Genomic DNA, 22,495 nt, shown 5'->3' with positions numbered 1-22,495 from the left:
TTCAAGGCAGGTTTTACCGGCAAATTTCACTGCGCAAACCACCGACCGTAGGTTGGGCTGCGAAGCCCAACATGCGTCAAGCTTCCTGCGCGGCTTGCGGCTTGCGGCTTGCGGCTTGCGGCTTGCGGTAGCTAAAACGGTTGCTCTCCGTTGATGCAAGCCGGGGGCGGCCCGGCAGCCGGTCACTTCTTTTTGCTTCGCCAAAAAGCAGTAACCAAGAAAAAGGCGACCGCTAGACCGCTGCCCTGCGGGTTCCCAAATACCGTGCCCGGTCAGGGGGAGGGCCGCAAACTCGCTGCGCTCAGACAGTGCGGCCCTCTTATCCCCTGCCCGGACACGGTATTTGGCAGCGGCCTTTTATGCGGAATTCAAGATCAAGACCAAGCCCAGCCTTGGTAATTGAATGATGGTCTCGCTCGCTTTGCGCGAGAAAGATGACTTGTAAAAGCCTTGTAGGTTTTGAGTTTGGCGTTGGTTTCGATACTGAATTTGAAACTGGTTTCGACGTTGGTTTCGACGTTGGTTTCGACGTTGGTTTCGACGTTGGTTTCGACGTTGGTTTTGACCTTGGTTTTGACGTTGGTTTTGACGTTGGTTTTGACGTTGGTTTTGAAGTCGATGTCGATCACGACGAGGAAGTTTTCTCGCGCAAAGCGGGCACGACCATCTCGCTGGTTCCAAGGCTGGGCTTGGTCTTGACCTTGAATTCCGCATAAAAAGATCGCTGCCAAAAACCGGGTACGGCAAGAGGATCAGAAGCCCGCACTGTCTGAGCGCAGCGAGTTTGCGGGCTTCCCTCTTGCCGTACCCGGTTTTTGGGAACCCGCAGGGCAGCGGTCTTGCGGTCGCCTTTTTCTTGGTTACTGCTTTTTGGCGAAGCAAAAAGAAGTGACCGGCTGCCGGGCCGCACCCGGCTTGCATCAACGGAGCGCAACCCGTTTTAGCTACCGACGACCGCACGCCGTGGCGACCTACAAGGCAGCTTGACGCATGTTGGGCTTCGCAGCCCAACCTACGATTCTGCTTCAGGACGAAGTGTGGTCTGGATAGCAACGCGCAAAAAATCCGCAATAAGTGCGGTGCCGAACAGTACTTTCCATCACGTTAATTTATATGTCTTAAAAGAATTCTCAACGCAAGTGTGACGGATCAGATATCAGTCGCGTGTTGTGCAATCCGTCACGTCATGGTGATGGACCCGAAAGGGTATAACCGATATTAGCCGCGGCAAAAGCGCCAGCCGAACATGAAGAATCAACACGGATTTACCCTGATTGAAGTCCTGATCGCCACTGCGCTCGTTGCCATCCTGGCAGCGGCGGCCATCTCAAGCTACGCGGCCTACCGGGAGCGCGTACGGGTCGCCGACGCACGACTGACCATTTCGGCAGTGTCGGCAAAAATCATGCTCTACGAAGTCGATGCCCGCGCTTACCCAGCCTCCCTTGCAGCGATCGGCATCACGCAACCTGATCCCTGGGGCAGGCCCTATGTGTATGTCGATCTGACGTTAATCAACGGCAAGGGAATGGCGCGCAAAGACCGTCGTTTGAATCCGCTGAACTCCGACTTCGATCTCTATAGCCTTGGCAAAGACGGTCTGTCGAAGAATCAGATTACGAACAAGGAGAGCCTGGACGATGTCCTGCGGGCCAGAGACGGCGCATTTATCGACCTTGCTGCGAATTTCTGACGCCGTGCCCGATTTTCGTACCCGGACATTTTTTCGCAGCCATGTTTCACGACGGATCACGCTATTTTTTGTGATCGCGGCACTGATTCCGACCCTGCTGCTGGGGTTGCTCACCTATCGCAGCATCAACGCCGGTCTGCAACAGCAACAGCACACCGAACTGGTGGAGGTCAGCCGCAGTTATGCGCAGGCCGTGGCTGGCAGGCTTGGCTTCGCCCATGCTGCACTGGCCGCGCTGGCACAGGACGACAGCGCCGTTCCTTCGCCCACGTCCAGCCGTTACCCGATGTTTCAGTCAATAGACCGGATACCACTGCGCGAACCGGCGTCCGAAAGGGATGTCAGCACGCGAGTCAAGCCAGATGCTGCACCGCATTCGGCGCTGCGGCTAGCGCTGCTGGCGGTACAACCATCCCGCGGTACCGGGCAGGCGGCCATTGTTTCGCTAATCGCTGTCTCACCGAGCCCATCCACTGCGCTGAAGGCACCACTCAGGACCGAGTATTTATGGGGAGATGGGGATGAGATCAGCGCCGCGTATTCCCTGTGCGTCTACGCGAGCGGCAATGCGCCGCTGTTTTGTAACGTTCCCACTGCGCCAGCGCAGCATCTGCGCGACGCCTCTGCGGCCAGAACAGGTAGCTTCGAGTTGTTCCTCAAGCCCGCGTTTCATGTCGCGCCCTGGACCATCGTTGCAAGCCGCCGCTTCCCGGCCAGCGGCGGCGCTTTTGCCGATTTTTTCATGGTGTACCTGACTGTCGCCGTCTCATCGGTCTTGCTGATCCTGCTACTGAGCCTGGTGCAGATCCGGCGTGTGCTCGGCCCGCTGGAACGTCTGACCGCCGGTGCAAGGCGCATCGCAACGGGTGATTTCAGTCCCGTTGCCGTCAGCACCGACGACGAGTTCGGCAAACTGGCCGTCGCGGTCAACGACATGTCCAACCAGATCGGGCGCCAATTGACGACACTGCAAACGCTCGCGGCAATTGACCAGAACATGCTGACCCGCCTCGATTTGCAGAGCGTCATCAGGATGGTCGACGCGCGCATCCGGCTGTTGCTGCCGCATGCCGCCCTCCACGTCGCACGCCAGGTCGCTGACCGGCAGGGTGCAGGCATTCTGTATTCACGGAGTAGCGACGAGACGGTGACCAGCGAAGACACCGTGGACGTGGATCCCTGCCACCAGGACCTCGCGCAAATAGCAATCTCGGCAACCGGCTTGTGCAATCCACCACTGACGAGGCTGACCGATGGCAACAGCAGCTGGACCACCGCGCTGATGTGGCAAGGCGCCAGCCGCGGCATTCTGTCGCTGACGTGGCCAGGACCATCCGTGTTGAACGCCGACACTGTGGACGAACTGACCAAGCTTGCCAATCGCATCGCTGTCGCGATCCAGCTGGAAGAACGGGAGCAGCATTTGCGCTATCAGGCGCTGTACGACAGCCTGACCGGTCTGCTGAATCGATCCGGACTGGAAGAAAAAATCCTGTCACTGATGGCCGGGCGCAGCGCTGGCGTGGTTCTCTTTATCGACATCGACCGCTTCAAGCAGATCAATGACAATTTCGGCCACAAAACCGGCGACCTGGTACTCAAGGAGGTTGGGCAACGCTTGCGTGTAGCGGTTGGCGCCGGTGTGGCAGGCCGCCTGGCCGGCGATGAATTTGTGCTGATCGTGGACGACAGCGATGCCACCAGCGTCGCCGCGTTTGCGCTGCAGGTCATGCAATCCCTGACGCGTCCGTGCGAGGTCGGCACGCAGCAATTTCAGCTGACTTGCAGCATTGGCATCGCGCTGCACCCGTCGACTATTGACGATGGCCTGACCTTGCTCGAACGCGCTGACGTCGCCATGTATCGCGCCAAGCAAAGTGGCCGCAACGCCTACCGCATCTACAACGCCGCCATGACCACCGAAAACCACCAGCGCCAGGCGCTGGAGTCGGACCTGCGGCAAGCACTGAAAGAGGGTCAGTTTTTTCTGCATTACCAACCCAAGGTGAACCTGGTGACAGGCGCAATCGAAGGTGCCGAGGCGCTGGTGCGCTGGCTGCATCCGGTGCGCGGTCTGGTGTCGCCATTGCAGTTCATTGGGCTGGCCGAAGAGATCGGACTGATCGTGCCACTCGGGGCCTGGATCATGCGCACGGCCTGCCTGCAGAACGCCGCCTGGCGACGCGCCGGACTCAAGCCGGTACGCATTGCCGTCAACGTGGCGGCGCGACAATTTGCCGAGCCCGGATTCGTGGAGTCGGTGGCCGCTATCCTGCACGAAACCGGACTGCCCGCCGATGGGCTGGAAATCGAATTGACCGAAGGCACGATGATGAGCGAGGGAGAGCAGATGATCGATCAGCTCACTAAGCTGCGCAACCTCGGCATCCTGCTAGCCATTGACGACTTTGGTACCGGCTATTCAAGCCTTGCGTATCTGAAGCGCTACCCGGTCAGCGTCCTGAAAATCGACCAGTCCTTCGTGCGCGATCTCGCCGCCAATCGCGATGATCAGCTGATCGTCACCGCCATCATCGGCATCGCCCACAACCTGCAGCTGCAGGTCGTCGCCGAAGGCGTCGAAACGCTGGCCCAACTGGACTATCTGAAGGCCCAGGGGTGCGATGTCTATCAGGGGTATTACTGCAGCAAACCGGTCATGCCAGCTGCGTTCATGGCCATGCTGGAAGACCAGAAACACCGGAGCGTCTAGTTGCTCATGCAAGCGGTACGCAACGCTGCAAGCTCAGGTGCTGTAATTGACTCTGGTTTGCCAATGACTGCAGGTGCACATTCGTGATCCCCGTGCACCGGCCAAGGTCGAACTGCTGCAATTGCGGCAGCTGCTCCAGACCAGCTACGGTCAGCGCGGGATTGTTGCTTATATCAAGATGGCGCAAACGCTGTGCCTGCGCTCCCAGCGCTGGCGCGATGATGCGCAAATCATCGTCGGCGATATCGCCATTGGCAAGGTCCAGCTTTCTGATACCGCCAACCCCAAAGGCAGACAGTGCATCCGGCAGCGCACGACGCCGCCTGAGCGCTACTGCCTGGGACGGCTCGGCTCCGGCGCTGCGGAATTTTCGTGCAATGCGCCTGAAATTCTTGCGATCGGCGGTATCGGGCCGGCTGGCGATCCGTACCAGAAGTTCGTCCGGCATGTCCTGCAATGCACAGAAAATGGCAGGTATCGGAACCTCCGGTGGTTGAGCCGCTGCAGCCTGAAGCGCGGCAGAACTGGCGGGTACGTTTGGCGAGAGTGCAAACCGGCCACTGCCCGCTTCCAACGTCGTCAGCACAGCTACCAGGATGGCCACGTCGGGCACACGCGTGTCGCTGCGCGCGGTCCTGCTGGCCGACATGCACGGCATTTTTCGAATTGCATTACCCATGACGCGTTACTACTTTCATCGAGTGAAGTCGCGGTCTGTGTCCGCGTACACAAAATGGTTCAACCTGGCTGCACCATGCCGATTGCGTACCCGTGAACAGGTCTGGACGTTGGCCCGGAACCCCGGCCTGAACAGTTTGGCTTTGATCTTCAGTAGCAACCGGCGACTGGTTTCCGGCTATTCGCTGGTCTCCCGTTCCATACTGAAAGACTGCAAAAATCTGGCAACCCGAAAGGTCACGCCTGCGGCCCGCCGATGACGGTCAGGCCGGGAAGACGCTGCAGCAATCGGTCGATTGCCCTGCGCGAGACCAATCGGCACTCGGTGATATTGAGCTCTTGCAGCGCTGCCAAGGTCTCCAGATGCGCGATACCGGCATCGGTGATGTGACTGTTTCCTTTCAGGCTGAGGTTCTGCAGCAAAACCAGTCCCTGCAAGTGCGCCAGTGCAGCATTTGTCAACGGCGTGCAGTAACTCAGGTCAAGGCGTCGCAGCGCTGCCATCCGTCCCACGTGGACCATATCGGCATCCGCAAGCTGCCTGCAGCAACTCAGATACAGCTCCTGTAACGCAGGTCGTGTCGCAACCTGCGCCAGACCGGCTCCGGTGAACCGGGTGCAGACGTTCAGGACCAGAAAGCGAAGGTCCGGCATCTGCAGCAGTGTGTGCAGGTCGGCATCCGTGACACGGGTCATGGCCACATTGAGCGTTCGCAACTGCGATAGTCTGCCCAGCTCTGCAAAACCCGCGCCGGTGATTTCCCGACACAGCGGCAGTGACAGGTGTTGCAGCGATTGCGCAGCACCGACGACGGCCATTCCTGCATCGTTGAAGTTTCTGCAATGCGCCAGGTCCAGATCCCGTAACGAGGTCACCGCCAGCAAGTGTGCCAGTCCGATTTCAGTGAGTTGATCGCAACCACTCAAGCACAGAGAATTCAGCGAGTTCAGCCCGGACAAATGCGCCAGGCCGGCATCCGTAATCCCCGTGTTGCCTTCCAGACTCAGGCGCTGCAAGGCAGTCAACGGCGCCAGACTCGCAAGAACGCCATCGTCCACGCCGGGGCAGAAAGTCAAATTCAGATGCGCCAGATTCGGCATGGCCGGTGCCAGATGGCCGAGGTGGTCGTTGAGCAGACCATGGCATCCGGTCAGATTCAGATGACGCATCGCATTCATTGGCATGGCTGCTGCCAGCCCGCTGCCCGTCAGGCGATGACACTGACTCAGATCCAGATGCTGCAACTGCGGCAACGCGGGCAGCAACGCCAGGGCCGGATCGGTCAGCTGGTCACAACGCTGCAGGATCAGGTGCTGTAACTGCGCCTGGTTCGCCAATAACTGCAGGTGCGCATTCGTGACCCCCGTGCACCGGCCCAGGTCGAGCTGCTGCACTGGCGGCAGCTGCCCCAGACCCGCTCCGGTCAGCGCGGGATTGCTGCTCAGATCCAGATGACGCAAACGCTGCGCCTGCATCCCCATTGCTGGCGCGATGGTGGGCAAATCGTCGTCGGTGATATCGCTGCTGGCAAGGTCCAGTTTGCGGAGTCCGCCGACACCAAAGGCCGATAGTGCAGCCGTCAGGGCAAGGCGCTGCCGGACTGCCACATGCTGGAACGACTCGGCACCGGCGCTGCGGAATTTCCGCGCAACGAGCCTGAAATTCCTGCGATCAGCCGTCTCGAGCCGGCTGGCGATCCGGACCAGAATCTCGTTCGGCATGGCCTGCAATTGCAAGGCCAGGGCAGATATCGGGATCACTGCCGGTCGGGAGTCGACCGGTTCAGGTGCGACAGGACTGGCGGGCGCATTTGGCGACAAAGCACGGTTGCTGCTGGCCGATGCCGATGCCGACGGTGTGAGCGCGGCTGCCGGCACGCCTGGATCTGGCGCGTTCGCTTCGCTGCGCGCGGTCCTGCTGGCCGATAGACACGGCATTTTTCGAATTGCATTACCCATGATGCGTTGCCACTTTCGTCGATTGAAGTAGCTGTCTGTACCCGCAACCATAAAATGGTTCCGGCTGGCTGCACCACGCCGACATCGTTAGCTGGAAGACTGCAACAATTTGCCTATCCGAAAGGTCGTGCGCGCCGCTCTTCGATGACGGTCAAGTCGGGGAGACACTGCAGCAATCGGTCGATTGCCCTGCGCGAGATCAATGGGCAACCAGTGATATCGAGCTCGCGCAGCCCGGCCAAACTCTCCAGATGCGCGAGACCGGCATTCGTGACGTGACTGCACCTCCGCAAGCTGAGTTTTTGCAGCAAGACCAGTCCCGCCAAGTGTGCCAGTCCGGCACCGGTCAACTGCGGACAGTAACTCAGGTCAAGGTGTCGCAGCGCTGCCATGCGTCCCACGTGGACCATATCGGCATCCGCAAGTTGCGGCGAGTTGCCCAGATACAGGGACCGTAACGCAGGGCGTGTCGCAACCTGTGCCAGGCCTGCCCCGCTGATCCCGGCGCAGGAGGCCAGTTTCAAAGAGCGAAGCTGTGGCATCTGCAGCAGAATATGCAGGTCGGCGTCCGTGACATAGTTAAAGCCCACATTGAGCGATCGCAACTGCGACAGTCTGCCCAGCTCTGCAAAACCCGCTCCGGTAATCGCCAGACACAGCGGCAGCGACAAGTGCTGCAGCGATTGCACAGCACCCACGCACGCCATTCCTGCATCGTTGAGCTGCTCGCAATGCGCCAGGTCCAGGTTGTGTAACGTGGTCACTGCCAGCAAATGTTCCAGTCCGGTTCCAGTGAGTTGATCGCAACCGCCCAAGCCCAGAGAATTCAGCGACCTCAGCCCCGACAGATGCGTCAGGCCGGCATCCGTAATCAGGTCGTCGTTTTTCAGGCGCAGGTGGCGCAAGGAGGTCAACGACGATATTCGGGAGAGACCATCATCGTTCATGCCGAGGCAGGAAGACAAATCCAGATGCGTCAGATTCGGCATGGCCGGTGCCAGATGGGCGAGGTGGTCGTTGTCCAGGCCATGGCATCCCGTCAGATTCAGCTGACGCAGCGCGTCCAGTGGCGTGGCAGCTACCAGTCCGCTGCCCGTGAGGTGATGACAATGGCTCAGATCCAGATGCTGCAACTGCGGCAACGTCGGCAGCAATGCCAGCGCCGGATCGGTCAACTGATCACAACGCTGCAGACTCAGGTGCTGCAACTGTCCCTGGTTCGCCAACGCTTGCAGGTGCGCATTCGTGACCCCCGTGCACCGGCCGAGGTCGAGCTGCTGCACTGGCGGTAGCTGTCCCAGACCCGCTCCGGTCAGCGCGGGATTATTGCTCAGATCAAGATGACGCAAACGCTGCGCCTGCAGCCCCAATGCTGGCGCGATGGTGGGCAAATCGTCGTCGGTGATGTCGCCATTGGCAAGGTCCAGCTTGTGGAGTCCGCCGACACCAAAGGCCGATAGTGCAGTCGGTAGGGCAAGGCGCTGCCGGACTGCCACATGCCGGAACGGCTCGGCACCGGCGCTGCGGAAGTTTCGTGCAATGAGTCGGAAGTTCCTGCGGTCGGCCGTCTCAAGCCGGCTGGCGATCCGGACCAGAATCTCGTTCGGCATGGCCTGCAATTTCAAGGCCTGGGCAGGTACCGGGATCACTGCCGGTCGGGGTGCGACCGGTTCGGGTGCTGCAGGACTGGCTGGGGCATCCGGCGACAATGCAAGGCTGCTGCTCGATGCCGACGTCGTGAGCGCCGCTCCCTGCACGCGTGTGTCGGGCACATTCGCGTCACTGCGCGCAGTCCTGCTGCCCGATAAACACGGCATTTTCTGAATTGCATTACCCATGACGCGTTGCGGCTTTCGTCGATTAAAGTAGCTATTTGTATCTGCAGATGCCAACTGGTTCCACCCGACTGCATCCCATCGACAACACCGGCTGGCAAGCGCACCACGTCGAGCGCCACACTCATTACATTGGTGCAGTGCCGCACCAGCATGTGTCGCCATACCAATGCCGGTCCCGCACAGCCCCCGCGATCACATGGTTTGAAAATTGCTAACCATCCTTGCAAATATGGCATCCCCACCCAACTTCCTGCCGGAGACTCCCATGCCCGCGGCAGCACCCCAGCGCATCATCAAGATCCGTCGCGACTACAACACCCTCGTCGCCAATGAAACGCTGGAAGATTACGCGTTGCGCTTCACGCCGCGTGCGTTTCGCAAATGGTCCGAATTTAGCCTGGCCAATACCGCCATGGGCGCCGTCTCGTTCCTGGCGCTGGAAGCCATCGGCGGCGCGATCACGCTGAGCTACGGATTTACTAATGCGATGTGGGCCATCGTGTGCGTGTCGATCCTGATTTTTTTGACCGGACTGCCGATCAGTTATTACGCGGCCAAGTACGGCGTCGACATGGACCTGCTGACGCGCGGAGCCGGCTTCGGCTATATCGGCTCGACCATCACGTCGCTGATCTATGCGTCGTTTACCTTCATTTTCTTTGCCCTCGAAGCGTCCATCATGGCGCAGGCGGTGCAGCTGTATTTCGGTTTGCCACTGGCACTCGGCTACATCGCCTGTTCGCTGGTGATCATCCCGATGGTGGCGTGGGGGATTACCTGGATCAGCCGCCTGCAACTCTGGACGCAACCGGTCTGGATCATCCTTCTGGTGCTGCCCTACGTGGCGGTGCTCCACAAGGAACCAACTGCGCTGCAGGATCTGATGACCTTCAATGGTCGTTCGGAACTGGGCGGCTCATTCAATCTGACACTGTTCGGTGCCGCGGCAGCAGTCGCCTTTGCCCTGATTGCACAGATCGGCGAACAGGTCGACTTCCTGCGCTTCCTGCCTGAAAAAACCCGCGCCAACCGGCTGCGCTGGTGGTCGGCGCTGTTGCTGGCCGGGCCAGGCTGGATCGTGCTGGGTGTGGCAAAGATGCTGGGCGGCGCGCTGCTGGCGTTCCTCGCCATCCAGCACGAAGTACCGATGGCGCAAGCCATCGAGCCCACGCAGATGTATCTGGTGGCCTATCGTTACGTGTTTTCGGATCCGGCCTGGGTGCTGGCGGCGGTCACGCTGTTCGTGGTGGTGTCGCAAGTGAAGATCAATGTCACGAATGCCTATGCCGGCTCGCTGGCCTGGTCGAATTTTTTTGCACGGCTCACGCACAGTCATCCGGGGCGCGTGGTGTGGCTGGTGTTTAACGTGCTCATTGCCGTGCTGCTCATGGAGCTGGGTGTCTTCAAGGCGCTGGAACATGTGCTGGGCATGTATTCGCTGGTGCCGATTTCGTGGATCGGCGCAGTGGTTGCCGACCTGGTCATCAACAAGCCGTTGGGACTGAGCCCGGCCCATATCGAATTCAAGCGCGCCCATCTGTATGACATCAATCCGGTCGGAGTCGGCGCGATGCTTGGCGCAACCCTGCTGTCGGCGATTGCGCTGTCGGGCTTCTTTGGTGCGCTGGCGCAGGGACTGGCACCGTTCATTGCGCTGGGCAGCGCCATGCTGCTGGCGCCGTTGATTGCCTGGATCACGGATGGACGGTATTACATCGCCCGGGTCGATACGCTGGCAAGCACCGCCAGCGATGCCCGCAACCCGGGCCCCATCAGCACGCATGCTTGCGTGATTTGCGAGAACACCTTCGAGACCGAAGACATGGCGCATTGCCCGGCCTATCACGGTGCGATCTGTTCGCTGTGCTGCTCACTGGACGTGCGCTGCCATGATCGCTGCAAGGTCGGCGCGCGTTTGCCGGAACAGGTCATGGCGCTGTTTCCGGAGCGCCTGGCGGTGCGTCTGCAGACGCGCCTGAGTCGGTACCTGATCGTGCTGGGCATGATGGCCGCCGGGCTGGCATTGTTGTTGTGGCTGTTGTACTACCAGGAAATCACCACGGTCGAGACGGTCACCAGTGTCACTGACCTCGGCAGCATTTTCCTGAAACTGTTTTTCAGCTTGCTGCTGCTGACGGGGGTCGGGGTCTGGTGGCTGGTACTAACCGCCGACAGCCGCCGTATCGCCCATCAGGAATCGGACCGCCAGACCCAGCTGCTGTTGCAGGAAATTGCCGCCCACGAAAAGACCGATGCCGAACTGCAGCGCGCCAAAGAATCCGCCGAATCCGCCAACCTGGCCAAGACCCGCTTCATCACCGGCATGAGCCACGAACTGCGCACTCCGCTCAACAGCATCCTCGGCTATGCCCAGATTTTGCAGTTCGATCCGGCGATGCCGACCCGGCGCAAGGATGCCGTCGATGTGATCCATCGCAGCGGCAACCATTTGCTCAGCCTGATCGATGGCCTGCTCGACATCGCCAAGATCGAAGCCGGTCGCATGCGGCTCGAATCCGATGAACTGGCGCTGCCGGCGTTTCTGGAACAGATCGTCCAGATGATTCGCCCGCTTGCCGCCGAAAAAGGCCTGGCATTTCATTTCACCCTCAGCGGACGCTTGCCGGCCGTGGTGCGAGCGGATCACAAACGGGTGCGCCAGATCCTCATCAACCTGCTCGGCAATGCGGTCAAATTCACCGATGCGGGTTCGGTCACGCTGCACCTGAATTACTTGCGCGAGATGGCGCATTTTTCAATTGAAGATACCGGTATCGGCATTTCAGCGACGGACGCCGAGCGGATTTTTCTGCCGTTCGAACGCACTGCCAGCGCCGACCTGCGCGCCGATACCGGCACCGGCCTTGGCCTGACGATCAGCCGCATGCTGACCCACGTGATGGGCGGCGAACTGAGTGTCACCAGCGAACCGGGCCACGGCAGCTGCTTCCTGCTCAAGCTGTATTTGCCGCAAGTGCATGCGCCGCGTCCGACGCTGACACTGGACGACCCGCTGTCCGGCTACAGCGGCCGACGGCGCCGCATCCTGATCGTTGACGACCAGGCATCGCAACGCACGATGCTCGCGCAAATGCTGCTGCCGATGGGTTTTGACATCACCGAAGCCGACAGCGGCGCGGCCTGCCTGGCAGCGATCGCCGCCAACCGCCCTGACCTGCTGCTGCTCGATATCGCCATGCCGGGCATGGATGGCTGGGCCGTCAGCCGTACCATCCGCGAACTCGGCGACGCCACCTTGCCAATCCTGATCGTCTCGGCGAATGCCTTTGATCAGGCCGCCGGACGCGCCGGTTTTCCGTACCACGACGGCTTCGTCGTCAAGCCGGTATCGCTGCTGGAATTGCTGGCCAAGATCAAGCTGCACTTGCGCCTTGAATGGATTGCCGCGCCCTCCCCGGCATTATCAATCGAGACTTCAGGGCCAGCCGACATCGCGCCGACCTTGCCATCGATTGATGACCTGATCACGCTGCTCGAACTGGGCGCGATCGGTTACGTCAAAGGCATTCTCGAAAAACTCACCGAGCTGGAACAGCGTACGCCATCACAGCTCGCCTTCACGACGGAACTGCGCCAGCTGGTCAAGCGCTACCGCCTGAATGATTTTGCGCACCGACTCAAGGAGGCCATCCGCGATGCCAGCAATGCCAATGACAATACGATCACCTGAACAGCACGTCATCCTGATCGTCGATGATGTCCCGGAAAACCTCGCGGTGCTCTCCGATGCACTCGACGATGCCGGTTACATGGTGCTGGTCGCCACCGACGGACGCAGCGCGCTGGAACGTCTCGGCTATGTCACGCCACACCTGATCCTGCTCGACGCCGTGATGCCCGGCATGGATGGATTCGAAACCTGCCGGCGTATCCGCGCGCAGCCCGGTGCAAGCCATATTCCCGTGATCTTCATGACCGGCCTGACCGAAACCGAACATGTCGTCAGAGGCTTCGAAGTCGGCGGCAACGACTATGTGATCAAGCCACTGCAACCCCGCGAAGTCATTGCGCGCATCGCCGCACAGTTGCGCAGCGCCAGCCAGATTTCGATGGCCAATACCGCCAGCGACGCCAGCGCCCATGCCGTGATCGTGCTGGACCGGCAGGGTCGGCCAATCTGGCAAACCAGCAAGGCGCTGGCCTGGCTCGACAGCTATTTTCCGCAACGCGATGCGCTGCCGGCGTTACCGCTACCGGTACTAACCTGGATCGCAGGGCATCTGGATCAGGCTGCGCTCGATCCGCTGGCGGTGCCGGCATTGGTAGTCCGACAAGCGCAGGCGGACCCCTGCGCACTGCACGCAACCCACGAACTGCGCATCCGCTTTTCGCGCGGCGAGCGCAGTGGTGATCTCTTGTTGATACTCGACGAAATCGTGCACGCTGTGCCGAGCGCGCCGCCGATGGCCAGCTTCCAGCTCACCCCGCGCGAAAATGATGTGCTGACCTGGCTGGCAAAAGGCAAAACCAACCGCGACATCGCCGACATCCTCGGCATGAGCCCGCGCACGGTGAACAAGCACCTGGAACATATTTTCGTGAAGCTGGGCGTCGAGACACGCTCGGCCGCTGCCGCGCTGGCGGTTGGCAGACAGCATGCGGCGAGCGAGTCGGTGCAATAGCAAATTCACTCCACGATGCAGGGCATGCGATACCGGCATCGCTACCGCATCAAACCCGCTCAATGATCAGCGCAATCCCTTGCCCCACCCCTATGCACATCGTACACAACGCAAATCGCCCTTGCGTCTGCTGCAGCTGATTGATGGCAGTCGTCACCAACCGCGCGCCGGACGCACCCAACGGATGACCAAGCGCAATCGCACCACCGTTCGGATTGACACGCGGGTCGTCATCCTGCAAGCCCAGATCGCGCATCACTGCCAGCCCCTGTGCAGCGAAGGCTTCGTTGAGTTCGATCACATCCATCTGATCCAGCGTCATGCCGGCCTGCACCAGCACCTTGCGCGTGGCCGGCGACGGACCGATGCCCATGATGCGTGGCGGCACGCCAGCCGTGGCCATTGCGATCACGCGGGCTTTCGGTGTCAGGCCGTTTTTGTGGGCCGTGCGTTCGTCCGCTAGCAACAGCGCACAGGCACCGTCATTGATGCCGGAGGCATTGCCGGCTGTCACAGTGCCATCCGGACGCACGATGGGTTTGAGTCTGGCGAGTGCGTCGACGGTGGTCGCACGCGGGTGTTCGTCTTCGGTGAAGATGAGCGGTTCGCCGTTTTTCTGGGCCAGCGTGACCGGCGTGATTTCAGTTTCAAAAAACCCGCGCAGCTGCGCCGCCAGCGCCTTGCGCTGCGAGTTCAATGCCATCCGGTCCTGCGACAGGCGATCGATGCCGAATTCGGTCGCGACGTTTTCGGCAGTCTCGGGCATCGAATCGATGCCGTATTGCGCCTTCATCAGCTTGTTGACGAAGCGCCAGCCGATGGTGGTGTCGAACAGCTTGGTATCGCGCGAAAACGCGGTGTCGGACTTGCCCATCACGTACGGCGCACGGCTCATCGATTCGACGCCGCCAGCAATCATCATGCAGGCATCGCCCGAGCGAATCGCGCGCGCTGCCGATCCGATCGCGTCCAGTCCCGACCCGCACAGGCGGTTGATGGTGGCACCCGCCACGCCGACCGGCAAACCGGCCAGCAGCGACGACATACGTGCCACATTGCGGTTGTCTTCACCGGCCTGGTTGGCACAACCGTACAGCACGTCATTGACTTGCTCCCAATCGACCGAGGGGTTGCGCACCATCAGCGCCGCCAGCGGAATGGCGCCAAGGTCATCGGCACGGATCGAGGAAAGGCTGCCGCCGTAGCGGCCGAAGGGGGTGCGAATGGCATCGCAGATGAAGGCTTGAGTGAACATGATTTTCCGAGGAGGAAGCGTTGATCGGATCAGCCGTTACATTTTAATGAAATGCTCACGGTAGTAGCGCAATTCTTCGATCGATTCAATGATGTCGGCCAGCGCAGTATGCTTCTGGTGCTTCTTGAAACCGCTTGCCAGCTCCGGCTTCCAGCGCTTGCACAGTTCTTTGAGTGTCGAGACATCAAGGTTGCGGTAATGGAAGAATGCTTCGAGTTTCGGCATGCCGCGCGCCATGAAGCGGCGATCCTGGCAAATCGAATTGCCGCACATCGGTGATTTGCCGGCGGGGACGTAGTCTTTCAGGAAAGCGATCAGCGCGTCTTCAGCTTCGGCTTCGGTCACGGTCGATGCCTTGACGCGTTCGATCAGGCCGGAACGACCATGGGTACCCTTGTTCCAGGCATCCATGCCATCGAGCGCGGCGTCGGATTGATGGATCGCAAAGACCGGTCCCTGGCCGATGATATTCAGGTCAGAATCGGTGACCACCACGGCGACTTCGATGATGCGGTCGGTGTCCGGTTCGAGGCCGGTCATTTCCATGTCGAGCCAGACCAGGTTGAATTCGTTGGTGCGCAGTGGCGCTGTTTGCGCCTCGGTGGGTTGTGACATAATCGATTCCCTTCGGGTTGGCTTTTTTCAGCGACCCATTTTCTCACAGGAAAAGCATGGCTTCATTCGGGTTTTCAATTTTGTTTGTCAGCGTTTTGCTGCTCACAGTCGCCCTGCGATTCTGGCTGGGGGCACGCCAGATGCGTCATGTCGCCGCCAATCGCAATACCGTACCACCCCAGTTTGCCGAAAAGATCGCCCTCGCCTCGCATCAGAAAGCAGCGGACTATACGATCGCCAAAACCCGCTTCGGCCTGCTGATGCTGGTCGTGAGCAGCGTGGTGCTGATGGGCTTTACGCTGCTGGGCGGTTTGCAGTGGCTGTCAGTGACCCTGCTGTCCATCACCGGCGCGGGCATGGTGTTCCAGCTCGCCTTGCTGGCAGCGTTTGCGGGCATCTCCGGCCTGATCGATTTGCCGTTCGACTACTACAAGCAGTTCGTGCTGGAGCAGCGCTTCGGTTTCAACAAGATGACGCCCGGCCTGTTCTTTGCCGACATCGCCAAGGCCACGGTACTGGGTGCCGCGATCGGTCTGCCGCTGGTCTGGGTGATCCTGACGCTGATGGAAAAATCCGGTGCGCTGTGGTGGCTGTATGCCTGGCTGGTCTGGAGCGGTTTTCAGTTGCTGATGCTGGTGCTGTATCCGACCGTGATCGCACCGCTGTTCAACAAATTCACGCCACTGGCCGATGAAAGCCTGCGCACCCGCATCGAAGGCCTGATGCAGCGCGTCGGCTTTGCCTCACAGGGCTTGTTCGTGATGGACGGGTCGAAGCGCAGTGCGCACGGCAATGCCTACTTTTCCGGCTTTGGCGCGGCCAAGCGCATCGTGTTTTTCGATACCTTGCTGGCGCGCCTGGCACCGCAGGAAATCGAAGCGGTGCTGGCCCATGAACTGGGTCACTTCAAGCTGAAACACATCATCAAGCGCATCGCGATGATGTTCACGCTGTCGCTGGGTTTCCTGGCTCTGCTGGGCTACCTGAAGACGCAAATCTGGTTCTATACCGGCCTCGGCGTCGAGCCCAATCCGGTCATCAGCAATGATGCGATGGCGCTGATCCTGTTCATGATGGTGCTGCCGGTATTCACCTTCGTGTTCGGGCCGCTGACCTCGATCAGTTCGCGCAAGCACGAGTTCGAGGCCGATGCCTTTGCCGCCACCCATACCGATGCACGCGACCTGGTGTCGGCGCTGGTCAAACTGTACGAAGACAATGCCTCGACGCTCACGCCCGACCCGTTGCACTCCGCCTTTTATGATTCACATCCGCCGGCTACCGCGCGGATCAACAAGCTGCTTGCCAGCTGAAACAGGACCACCATGACAACGACCTTGACCGACTTGCTTGAAAAAAAATGCCTGCCCACCGTTGCAGCCTTCACACCGGAGCAAATCACCGCGCACCTGGCGCTGATCGGCGGCTGGAGCCTGACCGATGGCGCGATCATGCGCAGTTTCGATTTCAAGAACTACTATGAAACGCTGGCCTTCATCAACGCGATTGCCTACGTGATCCATGCCGAAGACCATCATCCGGAACTGGTAGTGACCTACAACCGCTGTATCGTCAAATTCAATACCCACTCGGTCAATGCCGGCAAGGGTGGCATTTCGGAAAACGACTTCATTTGCGCGGCCAAGGTCGATGCGATTTTCCAGCAATCGTTTGCCTGATTTGCACCCCATGGCAACTCCGCCCGAACTGATCAGCGCCACCATCATCGCCGCACACGGGCGCCACTATCTGGCGCAAACCGATGCGATCAAATTGCAATGCGTCACCCGCGGCAAGAAAAGCGATGTCGCCGTTGGCGACGTCGTGCGCGTGGCGATGACCTCGCCGAACCAGGGCGTGATCGAATCGATTACCGAACGCAACTCGCTGCTGTACCGCTCCGACCAGTACAAATCGAAACTGCTCGCTGCCAACGTCACCCAGCTATTCATCGTGGTGGCGACCGAGCCGGGCTTCTCGGATGATCTGGTATCGCGCTCACTGGTGGCGGCTGAAGCCGCCGGCGTCCAGGCGCATCTGATCCTGAACAAGATCGATGTCACCGAATCGCTGGCCAAAACCCGCCAGCGTCTGGCGCAGTACGCAAGGCTGGGCTATCCGGTCCACGAAGTCTCGGCCCGCGCCGCGCCGGAAGCCGCCGTCGCCACGCTGGCGCCGCTGCTGCAAGGCCAATCGACCATCCTGATCGGCCAGTCCGGCATGGGCAAGTCGTCGCTGATCAACCTGCTGGTACCGGATGCCGACATCGCGGTGCGCGAGATTTCTGCCGCGCTCGATACCGGCAAGCACACCACCACCTTCACGCGGCTCTACAACACCGGCACTGGCACCGATACCGCGATCATTGATTCGCCGGGTTTCCAGGAATTCGGTTTGTATCATCTGTCGGAAGGCATGCTGGAGCGCGCATTCCCGGAATTCGAGGCCTTGCTGGGCAAGTGCAAGTACTACAACTGCCACCATCTGACCGAGCCAAGTTGCGCGGTTCTGGCGGCGCTGGCGGCGGGCGAGATATTGCCGTACCGGCATGCGCTGTACGTGCAGTTGCTGCATGAGTCGTCGCAGAAGTTGTACTAAGGCGCGGGGTCGGCCCCAGGCACTTTCACTTTGACAAAAATCAACAACCTGCCCGGAATGGAAATTCATCCGGGCAGCAAGACTTGCTGCGCGCAACCCGAAACGGCATTTCCGGCACCCTATCCTTTATAATTGCCCGTTACCCTTTCGGCACTCGGCAGCGTTGTCCGCGTCGTGTTCAACTATGACCATCAAACATTTCCTGCAGTTTTCCGACTTCACACTGGATGAGTTCGAGTACGTCATCGAACGCACTCGCTTCATCAAACAAAAATTCAAGAATTACGAGCCCTACCATCCGCTGATCGACCGCACGCTGGTGATGGTGTTCGAAAAAAATTCGACCCGTACCCGTTTGTCCTTCGAAGCCGGCATGCACCAGCTCGGTGGCGCCGCCATTTACCTCAATACCCGCGACAGCCAGCTTGGCCGCGGTGAGCCGGTCGAAGATGCCGCACAGGTCATGTCACGCATGTGCGACATCATCATGGTGCGTACCTTCGGCCAGGACATCATCGACCGCTTCGCCGCCAATTCGCGCGTGCCGGTCATCAACGGCCTGACCAATGAACATCATCCCTGCCAGGTGCTGGCCGACGTCTTTACCTTCATCGAACAACGCGGTTCGATCGCGGGCAAGACCGTGGCGTGGATCGGCGATGCCAACAACATGCTGTATTCCTGGCTGCAGGCAGCGGAAGTATTTGGCTTCCATGTCAATGTCTCGACACCGGCCGGCTATGACATCGATGCGGCGCTGGTGTCGCCCACCAATACCCGCTATACCCTGTTCGCCAATCCGGCCGAGGCCTGTGACGGCGCCCATCTGGTGACCACCGACGTCTGGACCAGCATGGGTTACGAAGAAGAAAACGTGGCGCGTGTGAAAGCCTTCGATGGCTGGATCGTCGATGCCGCCAAGATGCAGCGCGCGCAACCAGACGCCCTGTTCATGCATTGCCTGCCCGCCCACCGTGGCGAGGAAGTCGCCGCCGAGGTCATCGACGGTCCGCAATCGGTGGTCTGGGATGAAGCAGAAAACCGGCTGCATGTACAAAAAGCCCTGCTCGAATTTCTGGTCATCGGGCGAGTTTAAGCGTGCCTGAACACGACGCGGCGCACACACCAAACAAACATTGTTGATCCAAGGAAGAGAAAAAAATGAGCGATATCAAGAAAGTCGTACTGGCGTATTCCGGTGGCCTGGACACCTCGGTCATCCTGAAATGGTTGCAAGATAATTACCAGTGCGAAATCGTCACCTTCACCGCCGACCTCGGTCAGGGCGAAGAACTGGAACCGGCACGCCAGAAGGCACTGAAATTCGGCATCAAGCCGGAGAACATCCATATCGATGACGTGCGCGAAGAGTTCGTCCGCGACTTCGTCTTCCCGATGTTCCGTGCCAATACCGTCTACGAAGGCGAATACCTGCTCGGCACCTCGATCGCGCGTCCGCTGATCGCCAAGCGCCTCATCGAGATCGCCCGCGAAAGCGGTGCTGATACGATCTCGCACGGCGCCACCGGCAAGGGCAATGACCAGGTCCGTTTCGAACTCGGTGCCTATGCGCTGATGCCGCACGTGAAGATCATTGCGCCATGGCGTGAATGGGATTTGCTGTCCCGCGAAAAACTCCTGAAATACGCAGAAGACGCCGGTATCGCCGTCGACATGAAGCACAAGAATGGTGGCGCGCCGTACTCGATGGATGCCAACCTGCTGCACATCAGTTTCGAAGGCCGTCACCTCGAAAACCCGAGCGCCGAAGCAGAAGAAGCCATGTGGCGCTGGACCGTCAGCCCGGAAGCCGCACCGGACCAGGCCGAGTACCTCGATATCGAATACGAAAAAGGCGACATCGTTGCCTTGAACGGTGTGCGCATGACGCCGGCCGTGGTACTGACCGAACTGAACCGCCTCGGCGGCAAGCATGGCATCGGTCGTCTCGACCTGGTCGAAAACCGCTACGTCGGCATGAAGTCACGCGGCTGCTACGAAACCCCGGGCGGCACCATCATGCTGCGCGCCCACCGTGCGATCGAATCGATCACGCTGGACCGCGAAGTCGCGCATCTGAAAGATGACCTGATGCCGCGCTACGCATCGATGATTTATAACGGTTACTGGTGGTCGCCGGAGCGCGTGGCACTGCAAACACTGATCGACCATACCCAGCAATGCGTCAATGGCTGGGTCCGTCTGAAACTGTACAAAGGCAACGTGATCGTGGTCTCGCGCGACTCCAAGACTGATTCGCTGTTCGACATGATGATCTCGACCTTCGACGAAGACGGCGGCGCGTACAACCAGGCCGATGCTGGCGGCTTCATCAAGCTCAACGCCTTGCGCATGCGCATCGCGGCAATTGCGCGCGACAAGCGTAGCTCGTAACGCGACTTCACTATGAAGCGGCCCGCGGGCCGCTTTTTTTTAACCATTTTATTGAAAGCCCGCCATGTCCGACCAGTTCGATAACGTCACCGTCAAGAAGCAAGCCAATCTGTATTTCGATGGCAAGTGCGTCTCGCACACCATCCTGTTCGCCGATGGCACCAAAAAAACTCTGGGCGTAATTTTCCCGTCGTCGCTGACCTTCAGCACCGGCGCACCGGAAATCATGGAAATCACTGCCGGCAAATGCCGTATCAAGCTGGCCGGACAGAGCGAGTGGCAGACCTATGAAGGTGGTCAGCAGTTTGACGTGGCGGGTAACTCCAGCTTCGAGATCGAGACGATCGACACGCTGGATTATGTTTGCCACTTTGGTTGATGCTGGTTGACCAAATAAATTGAAACATCCGGTGGCGGGCCGATATCACGGCTCGCCATCTTGTCAGACAAAAATCGGTTCCGGCTCCAGCGTCACGCCAAACTTCTGCAGCACATCCTGCTGGATCGCTTGCGCCAGACGCAGTACATCCTCACCTTTCGCCCCGCCAAGATTGACCAGCACCAGCGCCTGCTTTTCATAAACGCCGGCCGCACCCAGCGCCCGGCCTTTCCAGCCACACTGATCGATCAACCAGCCTGCTGCCAGTTTGGCGCTGCGATCCGGTTGATCATGGCTGACCAGCGCAGGATGCGCTATCAGCAACGCATCGCGCTGCGCCCGCGTGACCAGCGGATTCTTGAAAAAACTGCCGGCGTTGCCGATCACTGCCGGATCGGGCAACTTACGCCGGCGGATGGCGATGACCGCGTCGCTGACCTGCCGCATGTTTGGTGGGGTGCCATCGCCGGATTGTGCGAGTTCATTCGCCAGTTCGGCATAGCGTAACTCTGGCGTCCAGTTTCGCGGCAGCGCAAACGTCACATCCAGGATCACGGCACGGTCACGCAAGTCGTGCTTGAAGATGCTGTCACGGTAACCGAATGCGCAGCCAGCCCGGTCCAGCGTGAATAGCGTGCCATCCTGCAGATCGAAGGCGGTCAGTGAGTGAAAGCAGGATTCCATTTCGACACCGTAGGCGCCAATATTCTGGATCGGCGCGGCACCGACGCTGCCGGGAATCAGCGAGAGATTTTCCAGTCCGCCCAGTTGATGCGCCAGCGTCCAGAGCACCAGCGCGTGCCACGATTCGCCGGCGGCAGCGCGCACCAACGTATGGCTGGCGGTCTCGCCGACGATGGCGATGCCGCGGCTGCAGCTGTGCAGCACCAGGCCGTGAAAGTCGCCCCGCAGGACGATATTGCTACCGCCACCGAGCACCAGCCTGGGCAAGTCCGCCAGGAACGGATTGGCGATCAGCGCGTGCAGGTCGGCCGCCGAACGCACCGGCAAATAGGCATCGGCGCTGGCCGCAATGCCAAAGGTATTGTGCAAGCGCAACGGGAAATTGTGTGTGATCGAGAGTGAAGAAGGCATGACGCGCAGTTTATCAATGCCGGACGCATAGCCACCCATTTTTTTGTCCGTTAAAATGGGCCTAGCGCAATGAATGATTTATACGATTTCACAGCACCATTTTTAGTGGCGCCAACGCGCCCGTCACAAGGAACCCGCCATGCCCTCGTTTGATGTTATCTCCGAAGCCAACACTGTCGAAGTCAAGAATGCCGTCGAGCAATCCAACAAGGAAATCACCACCCGCTTCGACTTCAAGGGCAGCGATGCCCGCATCGAACAAAAAGAACTTGAACTGACCGCCTATGCCGATGCCGATTTCCAGCTCAGCCAGGTCCGCGATGTCCTCAACAACAAGCTCGCGAAGCGCAATGTCGACCTGCGTTTTCTGGACCTTGGAAAAATCGAAAAAATTGGCGGCGACAAGGTCAAGCAAGTCATCAAGATCAAGAACGGCATCGAATCCGACGCCGCAAAAAAAATCGTGCGCCTGATCAAGGATAGCAAGATGAAAGTTCAGGCCAGCATCCAGGGCGACGCAGTGCGCATCACTGGTGCCAAGCGCGATGACCTGCAGGCAGCCATGGCTGCCCTGCGCAAGGACGTGCCCGAATTGCCGCTGGAATTCAACAACTTCCGCGACTGATCCATACAGA

18 protein-coding genes are annotated in these 22,495 nt (G+C 59.7%); 12 read left to right on the top strand and 6 right to left on the bottom strand.

Annotated features, from left to right (window positions below):
* Window positions 1-434 precede the first annotated feature (434 nt).
* The 3 genes from ABD720_RS12270 (at window position 435) to ABD720_RS12260 (ending at window position 4,406) form a co-directional block, all read left to right on the top strand.
* Window positions 435-716 (top strand): FliH/SctL family protein, encoded by a 282-nt coding sequence (locus tag ABD720_RS12270; RefSeq protein ID WP_344763578.1) that lies wholly within the window; start codon window positions 435-437, stop codon window positions 714-716.
* 530 nt (window positions 717-1,246) lie between these two features.
* The gene (locus ABD720_RS12265; protein WP_344763577.1) at window positions 1,247-1,693 is read left to right on the top strand and encodes a prepilin-type N-terminal cleavage/methylation domain-containing protein; all 447 of its coding nucleotides are present in this window, start codon (window positions 1,247-1,249) and stop codon (window positions 1,691-1,693) included.
* 4 nt (window positions 1,694-1,697) lie between these two features.
* On the top strand, window positions 1,698-4,406 hold the full coding sequence (locus ABD720_RS12260) for a putative bifunctional diguanylate cyclase/phosphodiesterase (RefSeq protein ID WP_344763576.1): 2,709 nt from the start codon (window positions 1,698-1,700) through the stop codon (window positions 4,404-4,406).
* 4 nt (window positions 4,407-4,410) lie between these two features.
* Here the strand turns inward: ABD720_RS12260 and ABD720_RS12255 are convergent, their stop codons facing one another.
* From ABD720_RS12255 to ABD720_RS12245, 3 genes are all read right to left on the bottom strand, one after another.
* Complete coding sequence (locus ABD720_RS12255; RefSeq protein WP_344763575.1) at window positions 4,411-5,085, bottom strand: leucine-rich repeat domain-containing protein; 675 nt, start codon at window positions 5,083-5,085, stop codon at window positions 4,411-4,413.
* A gap of 236 nt (window positions 5,086-5,321) precedes the next feature.
* Window positions 5,322-7,022, bottom strand: coding sequence for an F-box protein (locus tag ABD720_RS12250; RefSeq protein WP_344763574.1), 1,701 nt, complete (start codon window positions 7,020-7,022; stop codon window positions 5,322-5,324).
* 134 nt (window positions 7,023-7,156) lie between these two features.
* The gene (locus tag ABD720_RS12245; protein WP_344763572.1) at window positions 7,157-8,860 is read right to left on the bottom strand and encodes an F-box protein; all 1,704 of its coding nucleotides are present in this window, start codon (window positions 8,858-8,860) and stop codon (window positions 7,157-7,159) included.
* Between the two features lie 286 nt (window positions 8,861-9,146).
* Between ABD720_RS12245 and ABD720_RS12240 the strand changes: the two genes are divergently transcribed.
* Both ABD720_RS12240 and ABD720_RS12235 read left to right on the top strand, forming a co-directional pair.
* Window positions 9,147-12,572 (top strand): ATP-binding protein, encoded by a 3,426-nt coding sequence (locus ABD720_RS12240; protein WP_344763571.1) that lies wholly within the window; start codon window positions 9,147-9,149, stop codon window positions 12,570-12,572.
* On the top strand, window positions 12,553-13,524 hold the full coding sequence (locus tag ABD720_RS12235; RefSeq protein ID WP_344763570.1) for a response regulator: 972 nt from the start codon (window positions 12,553-12,555) through the stop codon (window positions 13,522-13,524). Before ABD720_RS12240 ends, ABD720_RS12235 begins: the two co-directional genes overlap by 20 nt.
* Window positions 13,525-13,573: 49 nt before the next feature.
* Here ABD720_RS12235 and pcaF read toward each other — a convergent pair whose 3' ends face one another.
* Together pcaF and orn are read right to left on the bottom strand one after the other, a co-directional pair.
* A complete protein-coding gene (gene pcaF / locus ABD720_RS12230) occupies window positions 13,574-14,779 on the bottom strand; it encodes a 3-oxoadipyl-CoA thiolase (RefSeq protein WP_344763569.1) in 1,206 nt (401 codons plus the stop codon).
* Window positions 14,780-14,815: 36 nt separating this feature from the next.
* Window positions 14,816-15,394 carry an oligoribonuclease gene (gene orn / locus ABD720_RS12225; protein ID WP_344763568.1) on the bottom strand — a complete coding sequence of 193 codons (579 nt, stop codon included), beginning with the start codon at window positions 15,392-15,394 and terminating at the stop codon, window positions 14,816-14,818.
* Window positions 15,395-15,450: 56 nt separating this feature from the next.
* On the opposite strand from orn, the gene ABD720_RS12220 reads away from it, so the two are divergent.
* The 6 genes from ABD720_RS12220 to ppnP all read left to right on the top strand — a co-directional run bounded on the left by ABD720_RS12220 (window position 15,451) and on the right by ppnP (window position 20,765).
* Complete coding sequence (locus ABD720_RS12220; RefSeq protein ID WP_344763567.1) at window positions 15,451-16,707, top strand: M48 family metallopeptidase; 1,257 nt, start codon at window positions 15,451-15,453, stop codon at window positions 16,705-16,707.
* A gap of 12 nt (window positions 16,708-16,719) precedes the next feature.
* Entirely contained in the window at window positions 16,720-17,073 is a 354-nt protein-coding gene (locus tag ABD720_RS12215) for a 4a-hydroxytetrahydrobiopterin dehydratase (RefSeq protein ID WP_344763566.1), read from the top strand.
* A gap of 10 nt (window positions 17,074-17,083) precedes the next feature.
* Window positions 17,084-17,992 (top strand): ribosome small subunit-dependent GTPase A, encoded by a 909-nt coding sequence (rsgA, locus tag ABD720_RS12210; RefSeq protein ID WP_344763565.1) that lies wholly within the window; start codon window positions 17,084-17,086, stop codon window positions 17,990-17,992.
* Window positions 17,993-18,176: 184 nt separating this feature from the next.
* Complete coding sequence (gene argF, locus ABD720_RS12205; RefSeq protein ID WP_344763563.1) at window positions 18,177-19,088, top strand: ornithine carbamoyltransferase; 912 nt, start codon at window positions 18,177-18,179, stop codon at window positions 19,086-19,088.
* Between the two features lie 65 nt (window positions 19,089-19,153).
* On the top strand, window positions 19,154-20,386 hold the full coding sequence (locus ABD720_RS12200) for an argininosuccinate synthase (protein ID WP_344763562.1): 1,233 nt from the start codon (window positions 19,154-19,156) through the stop codon (window positions 20,384-20,386).
* Window positions 20,387-20,450: 64 nt separating this feature from the next.
* Entirely contained in the window at window positions 20,451-20,765 is a 315-nt protein-coding gene (gene ppnP, locus ABD720_RS12195) for a pyrimidine/purine nucleoside phosphorylase (protein ID WP_344763561.1), read from the top strand.
* A gap of 63 nt (window positions 20,766-20,828) precedes the next feature.
* On the opposite strand, the gene murB is transcribed toward ppnP, so the two are convergent.
* Window positions 20,829-21,860 (bottom strand): UDP-N-acetylmuramate dehydrogenase, encoded by a 1,032-nt coding sequence (gene murB, locus ABD720_RS12190; RefSeq protein WP_344763560.1) that lies wholly within the window; start codon window positions 21,858-21,860, stop codon window positions 20,829-20,831.
* 139 nt (window positions 21,861-21,999) lie between these two features.
* On the opposite strand from murB, the gene ABD720_RS12185 reads away from it, so the two are divergent.
* The gene (locus ABD720_RS12185; RefSeq protein ID WP_344763559.1) at window positions 22,000-22,485 is read left to right on the top strand and encodes a YajQ family cyclic di-GMP-binding protein; all 486 of its coding nucleotides are present in this window, start codon (window positions 22,000-22,002) and stop codon (window positions 22,483-22,485) included.
* The last annotated feature ends 10 nt before the right edge of the window (window positions 22,486-22,495 follow it).

It is taken from the genome of Actimicrobium antarcticum (assembly GCF_039536745.1).
In the GTDB taxonomy this organism is placed as follows: domain Bacteria; phylum Pseudomonadota; class Gammaproteobacteria; order Burkholderiales; family Burkholderiaceae_D; genus Actimicrobium; species Actimicrobium antarcticum.
This window is presented reverse-complemented; position numbering and strand designations above follow the sequence as displayed.